This is a genomic window from Chthoniobacter flavus Ellin428, from assembly GCF_000173075.1.
Classification (GTDB): Bacteria; Verrucomicrobiota; Verrucomicrobiia; order Chthoniobacterales; family Chthoniobacteraceae; genus Chthoniobacter; species Chthoniobacter flavus.
Genome location: NZ_ABVL01000033.1, coordinates 45817 through 59208, shown reverse-complemented (window position 1 = coordinate 59208; position 13392 = coordinate 45817). Strand labels below are relative to the sequence as shown.

The following is a 13392-nucleotide window of genomic DNA, read 5'->3' as shown; positions in this document are numbered from 1 at the left end:
CGCGCTCAACGTGGACGAAAGTTTCCTGCCGACCGGATCAGGGACGGGCCCTGCTGGCTCGACGGTGGACACGGAAGCGTTTGCCGGGGCGTTCACCCACGTGAACGGAGCGGATGGAGCAAGCGTCAGCTATGGGCTGTCGGTCAGTGCGAGTGGAGTGGACAGCGGGTTGATTGACTCGTTGACCGGCAATCATGTGTTCCTGTTCCTGGAGAGCGGTGCAGTGGTGGCGCGCGAAGGGACGACCTCGGCGACGGCGACGACGGGACCGGTTGAGTTTACCTTGTCGGTGGATGGATCGGGCAACGTGACGGCGACGCTGGATCGCTCGGTACATCAAGGTTCGGCGGACTCGCCGGTCGATAGCAACGAAGCGGTCTCGCTGACTTCCGGATTGGTCACCTTGACGGCAACGATTACCGATGCGGACGGTGATCATCAAGCAGCGAGCATCGATCTCGGCTCGCATGTGAGCATCCATGACGATGGTCCGAGCATCACGGCGGTGGGGACGGCGACGGCGCTGAACGTCGACGAGAGCTTCCTGCCGACGGGATCGGGGACGGGCCCTACGGGTTCGACGGTGGACACGGAGGCATTTGCCGGGGCATTCACCCACGTGAACGGAGCGGATGGTGCGAGTATCAGCTATGGGCTGTCGGTCAGTGCGAGTGGAGTAGACAGCGGATTGATCGACTCGCTGACGGGCAATCACGTCTTTCTGTTCCTGGAGAGCGGTGCGGTGGTGGCGCGTGAAGGCACCACTTCGGCAACCGCGGCGACGGGACCGATCGAGTTCACGCTGTCGGTGGATGGATCGGGCAACGTGACCGCGACCCTGGATCGTTCTGTACATCAAAGTTCGGCGGATTCGCCGGTGGATAGCAACGAAGCGGTGTCGCTGACCTCCGGGTTGGTCACCTTGACGGCAACGATCACCGATGCGGACGGTGATCATCAGGCGGCGAGCATCGATTTGGGCTCGCATGTGAGCATCCATGACGATGGCCCGAGCATCACGGCGGTGGGGACAGCGACGGCGCTCAATGTGGACGAAAGCTTCCTGCCAACGGGATCGGGGACGGGCCCTGCGGGCTCGACGGTGGACACGGAAGCTTTTGCCGGAGCGTTCACCCATTTGAACGGAGCCGATGGAGCGAGCGTCAGCTATGGGTTGTCAGTTAGCGCGAGTGGAGTAGACAGCGGGCTGGTCGACTCGTTGACGGGCAATCATGTCTTCCTGTTCCTGGAGAGTGGCGCGGTGGTGGCGCGCGAAGGCACGACCTCGGTAACCGCGGCGACGGGGCCGGTCGAGTTCACCTTGTCGGTGGATGGATCTGGCAACGTGACCGCGACCCTGGACCGCTCGGTGCACCAGAGTTCGGCGGACTCGCCAGTCGATAGCAACGAAGCAGTCTCGCTGACTTCTGGATTGGTCGCCTTGACGGCGACAATCACCGATGCAGACGGTGATCATCAAGCGGCGAGCATCGATCTGGGTTCGCATGTGAGCATCCATGACGACGGTCCGAGCATCACGGCCGTGGGGACTGCCACCGCGCTCAATGTCGACGAAAGCTTCCTGCCGACGGGATCGGGGACGGGCCCTACGGGTTCGACGGTGGACACGGAAGCGTTTGCCGGCGCGTTCACCCATGTGAACGGAGCGGATGGAGCGAGCATCAGCTATGGGCTGTCGGTCAGCGCGAGTGGAGTGGACAGCGGGTTGATTGACTCGTTGACCGGCAATCATGTGTTCCTGTTCCTGGAGAGCGGTGCAGTGGTGGCCCGCGAGGGGGCGACCTCGGTCGCGGCAGCGACCGGTTCGATCGAATTCACCTTGTCGGTGGATGGATCGGGTAATGTGACGGCAACGCTGGATCGCTCCGTGCATCAAAATTCGCCGGACTCTCAGGTGGACGCGAATGAAGCAGTCTCGCTGACCTCGGGTTTGGTCACCTTGACGGCGACGATCACCGATGGGGATGGCGATCATCAAGCGGCGAGCATCGATCTCGGCTCGCATGTGAGCATCCATGACGATGGCCCGACGATCACGGCGATCCAGAATCTCATCATGCCGAACATCGACAATACCGTGGACCACGGGACGTGGGTCCCGGTGTTCGGCGCCGACGGTCCCAGTGCGACGAGTGCGGTGAGTGTGTTGATGGGCACGCCGCCGGCGGGAACCACTTACACAGTGACCGACACCCTGACCAATGTCAGCGGTCACGAGCTGTTTGAGGTCGACGTGAGCAGTTCGACTTTGTCGTACACCTTCTACGAGTACTCCGACTACAATACGCTGACCAACAACGGCGAGATGTTCGCCTTTACTGATCTGGCTCACACCACGTCGTTTTTCGAACTCCTGGCCAACACCGGTGGAACCTACAGTTTCCATCTGGATACGAATAGTCTGCAGTCCTCGACGACGATCAGCCTTACCGGTGGAGCGCACAGCGGCACCGGCGACTTCCTGACGTTTGTTGGGACCACTTCGACGTTTGCCAACGGGAACGATCCGACGACGGGTTACGACATCCTGGTCGACGGATGGAACACCGCCGATACCAATCCGAATGACCACACCGTGCACGTCAATAACAACGGCGGGGGCATCGATAGTGCAATCTCAATACCAACTTCACCACGATGTTCCGGTTCCAGGATCACGTGACCAACCTGGCCAATCCGCAAACGATCTTCGAGTTGGGTGTTGGGAAGGGGGGAAACTCCACCTTCGAGCATTTCACCATCACGCTCAAGGATGCCTCAGGCAACACGATCGGGACGGAAGACGCTTTACTGGCGGATGGCACGCAGGTCGTCGTCAGCCAGCAGGAGTGGGGCAAGGTAGCGGATGGATATACCCAGACATCCGGCACATTTGGCGCCTTCACGGAGGTGGATGTCGAGAACGTGGCCAGCGCTTCCAATCAGGATCCGAAGGTTGTGCTCACCGGCTTCAGCGCCAGCGAGCATGTTGTCGTCGGCGATACCCAGTTGAACTTCGGTCTCGGGATCACCGATGGGGATGGCGATACCTTCACCAGCACGAATCCGCTGGACGTCTCGCTGGTCGGCACGCACACCGGCGCCGGTTATCAACTGACCGGCACGGCCATTGGGCGATGCCTTGCGGCCAGCGCCGGTGCCGACACGATCGTCGGCAATTCCACCAACGACACGGTCGACTACAGCAACTCCACCGCGGGCGTCACGGTGAACCTCACGGTGAATCCGCAAGTCTCCGGTGGCTACGCCTCGGGTGACACGCTGACGGGCATCGATAACATCCTCGGTTCCACCTTCAACGATACGCTGACCGGGAGCTCGGGTGCGAATATCCTCATCGGCGGTCAAGGTAATGACACCCTGAGCGGCGGCGGAGGAAACGACACCTTCAAGTGGATGTCAGGGGACGGCGGCACGACTGCTACCCCAGCCGTGGATACAGTCTCCGACTTCAGCAACGTGGCCGGCAACACGGATCGGATCGACCTGAGCAGTCTGTTGATCGGGGAAACCCATCCCATCGACAACAGCTCCGCGGGCAATCTGGCCGACTATCTCCACTTTTCCTTCAGCGGCGGGAACACCATCCTGGAGATCAGCACCACGGGCGCGTTCGCCGTGAGTACGGAGACCAACGTGACGGCCCTTGGAGCGGGCTTCGACCAGGAGATCATCTTCAATGGAGTCAATCTGGTGGGAGCCAGCACCGATCAGAATACGATCATCACCAATCTGCTCAGCTCGGGCAGATTGCTCACCGATGCCTCGGCGACGCCGGTGGTCCTCGACCTCGATCACAACGGCCTGCAATTTGTCTCCCTGCAGGATTCCAACGCGAGCTTCGACTACAATGGTGACGGAACGCTGGTGCATACGGCGTGGGTGGGTGGAAATGATGGCATCCTGGCCTACGACCCCAATGGGAGTGGGGCCGCGAATAATGGCCTCGTCATCTCCTTCACCCACTACGCGCCGGGCACCAGTACCGACATGCAGGCACTCGAAGCGGCGTTCGATACGAACCATGACGGCGTGCTGAATGCGCAGGATGCGCACTTCAACCAATTCGGCGTGTGGGTCGATGCCAATGGCAACGGTGTCGTCGATCCCGGTGAGTTCCACACGCTCGCGCAAATGGGGATCGCGAGCATCAATCTCACGAGCAATGGCCAGAGCTACCTGGCCGCAAATGGCGATGTGCTCGTCAGCGGTGAATCGAGCTATACCATGGCGGATGGCAGCCATGGCATCGCGGGTGACGTCGCCTTCGCCACGAATCCCTACTATCCGACCTCGACGATCACCACCGCCTCGACCACGTCGACGGTCGTAACCGCGCCCATCGTTCTCGACCTGGATCATTCCGGGCTGCAATTCATCAGCCTGCAAAACTCGCAGGCGCACTTCGATAGCACCGGAACCGGCACCTCGCTGCATACGGCGTGGGTCGGGCCGCACAATGGGATCCTGGCCTTCGACGCCAACGGCGATGGTGCCGTGAACAACGGCCTCGAAACCACCTTCACCCACTATGCGCCGAACGCGCACAGCAATCTCGAAGCGCTGGCCATGGCGTTTGATAGCAATCACGACGGCGTGCTCGACGCGAAGGATGCCATGTTCGCCAAGTTCGGCGTGTGGACGGATGCGAACAGCAACGGGGTGAGTGATCCCGGTGAATTCCACACGCTGACGCAGTTGGGCATCACGAGCATCAACCTGACGAATGTGAGCCAGGCGTCGTATACCGCGGCGAATGGGGACGCGCTCATCGTCGGACAGACTACGTTCACGAGTGCCGATGGCACCTTGGGGCTGGCTGGCGATGTCCTGCTGGCCACCAGCACCAATGGCCAGACGGCGAGCACCGCGTCGGCCTCGGTATCGTCGCAGGTCACGTCGACCAGTTCGGTGCCGTTGGATGAAATCCTCACTCCGGCGGACAACCTGGATGCGATGCTCCAAAAGGCGACCACGCAGAATTCGACGACCGCCGCGAGTACCCAGAACGGCAGTTCCACCAGCAACACCACCGCGGTGAACGATGTTGCCACCGGTGCGACGGCGACGACGACCGCGGCCAGCACCTCGAGCACCACGACCGCCAGCACGACCACGGCGGCGGCGACGGGTTCGGCGGCCGCCGATACTGCGACCACTCCGACGAGCAACCAGCCCGCGAGCGAAACCCAGACGGCGACCAACTCGACGGCGACCTCGACGGCGCCGAGTGATCACACATCATCGTCGCACGACGGTGCGGTGGCCTCGGTTCCGTCCAATGTGGCGCCGACCGAAGACGCCCACCACCACGCCGCCGCAGCGGCAGCCTAAAGCCGCGGCGAGCGCGGCCGCGGCGCAGAAATTTTAAAATGAATACAGAAGCGATCCCACCGGATCGTGTCGCGGAGGTACCCGGGCACGATCCTTTGTTGGAGTGTTTGGAACAGGTAGCGAAGTTCCACAGTATGGAAGTCAACCGGGAGGCAATCCTTTCCGGGTTACCTTTGGTGGGCGGGCGGTTGAATCCGGCCTTGCTCCTCCGCGCAGCGCACCGTGCCGGGTTCCGGGCACAGATGGTGGAGAGGTCGATCCGGCGATTGCCGCGCTCGGTGCTGCCGGCGATCGTACTGCTGGATCAGAACCGGGCAGGGGTGCTCTTGCCCGGCAAGGCCGGCGCCGTGGAATTGCATGTTCCCGGCGCGGGAAGCACGGAACCCACGGAGCGGACGTGGAAACGCGCCTACAGCGGCTTCGCCGTGCTGCTCCAGCCGCACGCCTCGGATGCGGAAGAAATCCGGCCGGGGGCGAAGTGGTGGTTCTGGCAGACGATGTGGCGGTTCCGCGCTTACTATGTGCAACTCATGCCGGCGGCGTTTCTGCTCAGTGTCCTGGGGATGGTGATGCCGATATTCACGTTGCTGGTGTACGATCGCGTCGTTCCCCACGACGCCTCTGAAACTCTTTGGGTCCTGGCGTTGGGGATTTCGGCGGTATTTGTCTTCGACTACCTGCTGCGATTGCTGCGTGGCTCCGTCCTCTCCCGGGCCGGACGCGAGGTGGACATGGTCCTGGCCAGTGCTTTGTATGAGCAATTGGTGTCGCTGGAGATGCAAGCCCGGCCCTCATCTCCCAGCGTGCTCGCGGCGCGGATCAAGGCCTACGAAATCCTGCGCGATTTCTTCATGTCCGCGACCATGCTGGCCATCGTGGATTTGCCGTTTTGTCTGCTCATGATGGCGGCGCTCTTTTACATCGCCGGGCCGATTGCCTGGATAGTCGTGGCGAGTGCGATCGGCGCCGTGCTCATGGGCTTCCTCTTTCAGATGCCCCTGCGCCGCTCGGTCGTTCAATCGTCGGAAGCGGGACTCGAGCGGCAGGCGATGGTTTCCGAAACCGTGAACGCGCTGGAGTCCGTGAAAGGGGCGAACGCCGAAGGCGCGCTGCAGCATCGGTTTGAGGGGATTGTCGGAGCCGCCGCGGAAAAGGATGTGGGGATGCACTGGTATTCGCTGCTTGGTAACTCGACCACCACGACGATCATTAACATGACCAACGTTGCGGTCGTAGTCGCGGGGGTTTATCGAGTGCACGCGGGGGAAATGACCATGGGAGGCATGATCGCCAGCCTGATGTTGAGTTCGCGAACGATGATGCCGATCGCCATGATCGCGGGGATGATGACGCGGCTGCAGCAGGCGCTACAGGCCCTGCAGAGCTTGAATACGGTGATGGCCTTGCCGCGGGAAACGGGCGGCCACCGGAAATTCGTGCAGCGCAGCAGTTTCGATTTCAACTATGCGCTGGATAACGTCACCGTGCGCTACCCGGGGCAGATGATCCCGGCGCTGAACGGAGTATCGCTCCGCATCAATCAAGGACAGAGAATCGGGTTGGTGGGCCGTATGGGTTCGGGAAAGAGCACGGTGCTGCGGCTGTTGGCGAAACTCTATTCGCCGACGGATGGGAAGATCCTTCTCGATGGCGTGGATTTGGCGCAGTACCACCCGGCAGTGGTGCGTCACGATATCGGATACCTCGCGCAGGATGCCGCGGTTCTCAGCGGCACGATCCGTGAGAATGTCGCGCTCGGGGAACGCGGGGTCACTGATGAGGAGATTTTGCGGGCGATCCGGTTGGCGGGTCTCGAGGATTTTGTGAAGCGGAACCCGAAGGGAATTCATGCGCCGGTCGGCGAGCAGGGGACCATGCTTTCCGGTGGCCAGCGGCGGGCGTTGGTGCTGGCGCGTGCGTTCCTGCGGTTGCCGAGATTGCTGCTGTTGGATGAGCCGATTTCCAACATGGATCCACAATCCGAAAAGGAGTTCATTCACGCGCTCAAAAACTATCTCGAGCAGGATCCGCGGCGCACGCTGATCGTCGTGACCCACCAGTCTTCCATGCTCCAATTGGCCGAGCACATGATCGTGCTCAATGAAGGGCGGGTTTTCATGTCGGGCGAGAAAAGCGAAGTGCTGGCGAAACTGGCCGGCACCGCCCATCCCCATCCCAATCCCAATTCCTCGGTTCACACGGAGCCGACGGTGGCGGCGCCTCCGCCGGCGCGTTCCACGTTGCGCGTCCACCAGGCGGCGCCCCCGAAAATCACCACCCGGCGATAGAACTGAAGAGCTATGGAAACTGTCTCTCCGAAATCACCGTCCAAAGAAGAAGTCCCGGCATCGTGGGAGCGCTCCGCGCTGCAAGAACTCGCGCGCCCGGCTCGCGTGGGGGAAAACGATGAGCTCAGTGGGGAGGACCTCTCCTATGTGAAAGACGCGCGGTTCCTCATTCGCCGCCGCGTGGCGGGCGGTTTCCGGGGCTGGCTGCCGTGGCTGTGCCTGGCGCTCGTCGGCGGCTTGGTTTGGTGGGCGTCCTGGGCGGAAATCGAAGAGGTGACCCGCGGGGTCGGCAAGGTGATTCCCTCTCAGTCCGTGCAGTTGATCCAAAGCCTGGAAGGAGGGCTCGTGGAGGAGATTTACGTGAAGGAGGGGCAGGTCGTGGAAAAGGACCAGCCATTGCTGCGGATCCGCGATGCGATCTTCGCCTCCAGCTACAACGAAAACCTCGCGAAGCGCGATACGCTGGAGGCACGCCTCTGCCGGCTGGCTGCGGAGTCACAAGGCTTCACTGAACTTACGTTCCCGGACAGCGTCCGGCCGGATCTGGCCGAGTTGGAACGCAAACTCTACGAAAAGCGCAAACAGGATTACGTGACGACCAAGCAGTCGCTCGAGGCGCGACTCAAGCTCGCCCGAGAGGAGGAGAGGTTGCTAAAGGATGGGACGAAGTCGCGGGCAGTTTCGGCGGTCGAATTGATCCGGGCCTCGCAGGAGGTGCAGCAGCTCGACGGTCAGTCGCAGACACTCGATACCAGCACGCAGCGCGATGCGATGGAGCATTACCACCAGGACAAGGCGGACCTGGATTCGCTGGTGCAAGCGCTGAAGCGGGACAAGGATCGTCTGGATCGAACCCTGATCCGCGCCCCCGTGCGAGGCACGGTGAACAAGATCTATATCAACACGGTCGGTCGCGTCATCGGGAGTGCCGTCGATATCATGGATATCGTTCCGACCGACGACACGCTGTTGATTGAAGCCAATGTGCGCCCGGCGGACATCGCCTTCATTCGCCCCGGTCAGCCGGCCATGGTGAAATTTACGGCCTACGATTTTGCGATCTATGGCGGGCTCAAAGGAACGCTGGAACGGATCAGCGTGGACACGATCAGCGCGGATAAGAATCGCACCAAGAGCGATAACAAGAACGAGAACCGCGACGAGAGCTTCTACCAGATCAAAGTACGCACGGCGAAGAACTCATTAGGTAAGGACCGCCAGGGCAAGGAGCTCGAGATTATCCCCGGCATGGTGGCCGAGGTGGATGTCCTCACGGGGAAAAAGACGGTTCTCACCTATTTGCTCAAGCCGATCAACCGCGCGAAAATGCGGGCGTTCCGGGAGCGTTAGGCTCGATCCCTTCCGTTTGAATTACTTCGTGCTGACCGCCGTGATCGAAGCGGGATGAGCCTGGATGGGCGCCTTTTGCGAATCCGCCGCCATCGCGCCCACCGTTGCATTGGCGGGCATGCCCGGAATCTGCGAAGCATAAGCGCCCAGCTCACCCAGGAAGGTGTGGTTGCCAAAGGCCACGTTGGCCCGCTGTTGCGAAACGGCGATGATGCAGCCCACGAGCTCCCAGCGGTGTTGCTCCAGATTGTAGGCAAACGCCGCGCCGCCGGAGTCCCCGTCGGCCGCCTGGCCGGCGAAGAAGGTGCGGTCGAACTGAGTGGTGAAGCAATGGGTTAAAAGAGCCTTGCCGGTTTCGACGGGCTGATCGAGCTCCTGGCTGGCGCGATTGAGGCCCCAAGCCGTATTGCGACGCGGTTCGATGCGATAGCCCAGAACGCCGAAGGCTTTGCCATTGATCGAAAAGGTCATCGGTTGCTCGCTCTGGGTGTAGCCATTGCCGAGCAAGAGAACCGGGCTGTCCGCCTGATGGGAGGCACCGAGGACGATCCGGCCGAGCTTGGCTAGACTGGACGAGGCCGGCACATGAACCCGGAAAAGAGCGAGATCACTTCGGCTCCCGTCGCTGTTCTTCAGCACCGTCCAACTCGCGTAGTCAGGCTCATAGTGGGTGCCGTCACCCAGGCAGAAGGGATAGCAACCGACATGAGTGCTGGTCAGGACGAAGCCGTCGCCCAGATAAACGCCGCTGCCCATACCGACCGTGCCCACGTGTTTCCAGTAAGGGAAAGCGCCCACGCTGGCCAATTCAGAACTAATGACGCGGTTCAAACCCTCCGCCTGCCGCTCGACATGGCCGCTCTTCGCCGCTTGCGAACTGGGCAAATTGTTTACCATCCCGAAGCTCGTCGAGCCCACGTTGAGCGCAATAATAATAACGGCTATGGATCGCACGGTAAGTTTGAAAAGTTGCATCAATTTTAGGAAATGCTGTCCGAGCAATAGGCATTAACTGTGCCACATTCCCGGACGAAAAGCGGTGCCTCGTTTCGCACAGACTTCCCCTTCCGTCAACGAAGAGGGGAAAATTATTTTAGCGCCATTTCTATAGGGTAGAACCCCAATTTCGGCGGCGTTTGAAAATAATTTCTCTGACAACACTGATACCGGCGCAGCGTAGTCATACGTCTGTGATTTGGATTATCTTTCCTAATGATTAGGATAAAACAATGATTAGGCGTTTTCCCATGCATCGCAGCCCAGAAGGAAGCGGCTCCCCCTAATCCCTGACCTGAGCCGCGAATACGGGTGCCTCCGCATTTCGGCCTGCTATTGCTGCGAACGGTCCGCGGGTCAGCGCCGTTGTCGTTTCTGCTTCGCCTGATTGCATTAGGTTGTTGTTTACGAATTTCGAAGGAGCGCAACGGCAGACGCGTCCCGGAGGGACGCCATAAATTAGCCGGTGGCGTAAGCCACCGGATCTCGAACCAAATGGCCTTCGCCCCGGAGGGTCGGCGGAATGGGCGCGAGCTGAACCGTTTGCGTACTTTCGTTGCGCCACCCCTGCCGGGGTGGAGAAGAGGGGCGACGGTTCCGGTGGCTTATGCCACCGGCTAATTTATGATGCCCCTCCGGGGTATGTCCCGCCGCCGGCACAGCGGCACACTGCGAATTCGTAAACGGAACCTAGAATGTTAGTGGGCGGTCACCCGCTTTCGGTGCGTTGCCCGGCTGCTGCGGAAGCTAGCTAATTCTAACCGTGAGAAAGACACCGTTCCGCGCATCGCCCCGGCATAACTTTGCGGGTGAGCCCTCAGCGAATCCATACACTGGCCCGGTGTGGTTTGCCTTGCAACCAGTTGTGGGACTGAGACTGAAATAAATAGCTTTACAAAAGGTAGATATGTGCCACGGCATCCGCTGCCACGAAGACGGACCCTGCCGAAATGTAGACTATCGTATATTAAATGCTTGCCGGACGTCAGGGATTTGCATGATCCTAGTGTCATGCAAAGGAACCTGTGTGTAATGTGGGCGGTCTCTGTCGCATGTCTGTCGACACCTGTCGTCGCTCAAACAACCCTCAACGAGGGCAATTATTCAGTCCCTGGCTCATGACCCCGTGATCGATAAAGTTCACGCGGATGTCACAGAAGCCCAGGGATTCGCTAAGACGGTGAAAGCGGACCTGTTACCCCAGCTTTCGATCGAAGGCCGGTTTGGTGCGGCGATGCATGACCAGGTGGCGGCGGGTGCCGAAGGCGATACCCTCATGAACCGACGAGGTTCCGTTTTAGGGAGGCAGCACCTTTGGGATGGTGGATACTTCTGGAACCGTTGGCAGGACGCCAAACAGCGGGTGGTGGCCAAAGAGTTGCTGGACAAGGCCCAGCGGGAGAGCACGGCGATCGGGATCGTCGAGGCTTATCTGGATGTGGTTCGCGCGCGGAAGCAGATCGAACTCGCGAAGCAAAGTGTGGCGGCGCACCAGAAGGTGCTGGACCTGGCTAAAAAGCGGGCGGAGGCGGCGGGCAACCAGGCCGACATCGAGCTGTCCTCAGCGCGCTACAATCTGGCCCGCACGCTCGTCCTCGAGCGCGAACTGGCGTTGCATCAGGCTGAAGCCGCTTTCACCCGGTGGGTGGGACACAATCCGCCGGCGCACTTGTCCATGCCGGACGTGCCGGAGGTGAACTCCCTCCGGGAAATCGATCCCACGCAGAACTTCCACTATCTTGCGACGCTGAAGCAACGCGAAGCCGCGGAGCTGGAGAAAAAGGCGCTGCTCAAGAAATACTACCCGCGGTTTTACCTCGAGGGCGCGGCGGGCCTTGGACAGGACGTCTACGGAACCAAGGGAAGAGACAACGATGCGAGCATCCTCATCGTTGGCAGTTGGGACATCCTCGATGGAGGAAAACGGAAAGGCGAAGTCCAGCAAGCCACGGCGGATATCGATCGGCAGATTGCCATCATCGAAGAAACGCTGGTCCTCCTCAACCAGGACATCAATGCGCGGTGGCAGGATTATCGGAGCATCGATCAGCGGCTCAAATTGATTCGCGACTACGCCAACAGCCTGGACAAGACCGTGAAGCTGTATCAGGAGCAGTTCGACCTCGGCTCGCGACCGCTTTTGAGCCTGCTCGATATTCAGAATGAAGTGATCTCCGCGTCCATTCGCATCGAAGACGAAGTGCACGATCGTGCGCTTCTCTCCTATCGTTTGCTCTTTTTCGGTGGCCGTTTGATCCGTGACACCGTCGGCGCCGCTTACCTCGAGCCCGCTTCGACCAGGCGAGGAAAGGGGAAGGAGATGATTTCCAAGAATGTGGTGCCGACCCGGAATGCTTCCACGGAAGCCTCGGGTAGCACGCCGGGAATTGGATCCAAGCAGCAGGGACCGAAGCCCGTCGTCGTCTTCCGGACGACGACCAACGTCCAGCTTGTCTTTACCGAGGATTCGGCTGGTGGTGGGGCGTTGCTGGATACGGATCCTGTGGACTAAGTGCGGTGTGCCCGCGCTGGGTGAAAACCCCAGCGAGAACGTAATGATCAGAGAAAAAGTCCACATCAACCCGGCCGATCCGACCAGCTCCGAACTCGATGTAGCACGAACCGGTTTCCTGGTGAGTCACCGGAACCTCCTCGTTTCGGCAAGCGCGCAATCAGGGCGGCGGCGACGGCCCGCGCGGCACCCCCGGCGAAGACGCCGGCCTTCGGCGTGCCTTGTCGGGCGCAATCACCGAAGGCGTAAAGCCTCTTGTCAATGCAGGCGAACTGGTGAGCAGGCAGCGCCGTTTTCATGAAGGCGACATCGTTTCGCGACTCGTGGGTGAGGGGCGGTCCGATTGATATCGGAAGTGGTTCCAAATGGCGGCTTAAATTTTCCCAAAAAAAAGGTTGCCGGACCCAACCGAGTGAGGCATTCATACCGCCCCTTCGCAACCCGGAAAGTCCTGAGTAGCTCAGTGGTAGAGCGATCGGCTGTTAACCGATTGGTCGTAGGTTCGAATCCTACCTCAGGAGCCACCGGATGAGCTTGCCTCAAAACCGCCGGAGGCGCTTACCGGATGAACCTACGGGACCGTGGGGTTAATCCTACCTCAGGAGCCATGCGGATGAGCTTGCCGCCCAACCGCCGGAGGCGCTTACCGGATGAACCTACGGGACCGTGGGGTTAATCCTACCTCAGGAGCCATGCGGATGAGCTTGCCGCCCAACCGCCGGAGGCGCTCACTGGATGAACCTACGGGATCGTGGGGTTAATCCTACCTCAGGAGCCATGCGAAGCGATGGCGGATGAGCTTGCCCCAAGGCCGCCGGAGGCGCTCCCCGGATGGACCTATGGGATCGCGGGGTCAATCCTACCTCAGGAGCCATGCGAAGCGATGGCGGA

6 protein-coding genes and 1 tRNA gene are annotated in these 13392 nt (G+C 60.5%); 6 read left to right on the top strand and 1 reads right to left on the bottom strand.

Annotation, left to right across the window (positions count from 1 at the left end):
- The 4 genes from CFE428DRAFT_RS29530 to CFE428DRAFT_RS29515 all read left to right on the top strand — a co-directional run.
- On the top strand, positions 1–2683 hold a 2683-nt coding region (locus CFE428DRAFT_RS29530), incomplete at its 5' end, for a DUF5801 repeats-in-toxin domain-containing protein (RefSeq protein WP_157447682.1).
- Positions 2659–5355, top strand: coding sequence for a type I secretion C-terminal target domain-containing protein (locus CFE428DRAFT_RS29525; RefSeq protein WP_006983388.1), 2697 nt, complete (start codon positions 2659–2661; stop codon positions 5353–5355). The genes CFE428DRAFT_RS29530 and CFE428DRAFT_RS29525, both read left to right, overlap by 25 nt.
- A gap of 38 nt (positions 5356–5393) precedes the next feature.
- Positions 5394–7643, top strand: coding sequence for a type I secretion system permease/ATPase (locus tag CFE428DRAFT_RS29520; RefSeq protein ID WP_006983387.1), 2250 nt, complete (start codon positions 5394–5396; stop codon positions 7641–7643).
- A 12-nt stretch (positions 7644–7655) separates the two neighbouring features.
- Positions 7656–8993, top strand: a complete 1338-nt coding sequence (locus CFE428DRAFT_RS29515) for an HlyD family type I secretion periplasmic adaptor subunit (protein ID WP_006983386.1) — start codon at positions 7656–7658, stop codon at positions 8991–8993.
- A gap of 21 nt (positions 8994–9014) precedes the next feature.
- Here CFE428DRAFT_RS29515 and CFE428DRAFT_RS29510 read toward each other — a convergent pair whose 3' ends face one another.
- Positions 9015–9947 carry a hypothetical protein gene (locus CFE428DRAFT_RS29510; RefSeq protein WP_131990111.1) on the bottom strand — a complete coding sequence of 311 codons (933 nt, stop codon included), beginning with the start codon at positions 9945–9947 and terminating at the stop codon, positions 9015–9017.
- 1087 nt (positions 9948–11034) lie between these two features.
- Between CFE428DRAFT_RS29510 and CFE428DRAFT_RS29505 the strand changes: the two genes are divergently transcribed.
- Both CFE428DRAFT_RS29505 and CFE428DRAFT_RS29500 read left to right on the top strand, forming a co-directional pair.
- Positions 11035–12501 (top strand): TolC family protein, encoded by a 1467-nt coding sequence (locus tag CFE428DRAFT_RS29505; RefSeq protein WP_337442780.1) that lies wholly within the window; start codon positions 11035–11037, stop codon positions 12499–12501.
- Between the two features lie 449 nt (positions 12502–12950).
- Positions 12951–13025, top strand: a tRNA-Asn gene (locus tag CFE428DRAFT_RS29500).
- The last annotated feature ends 367 nt before the right edge of the window (positions 13026–13392 follow it).

Coding starts and splice junctions, on each gene's coding strand:
- CFE428DRAFT_RS29525 (WP_006983388.1), top strand. CDS start 2,659: ATGTTCCGGTTCCAGGATCACGTGACCAACCTGGCCAATCCGCAAACG.
- CFE428DRAFT_RS29520 (WP_006983387.1), top strand. CDS start 5,394: ATGAATACAGAAGCGATCCCACCGGATCGTGTCGCGGAGGTACCCGGG.
- CFE428DRAFT_RS29515 (WP_006983386.1), top strand. CDS start 7,656: ATGGAAACTGTCTCTCCGAAATCACCGTCCAAAGAAGAAGTCCCGGCA.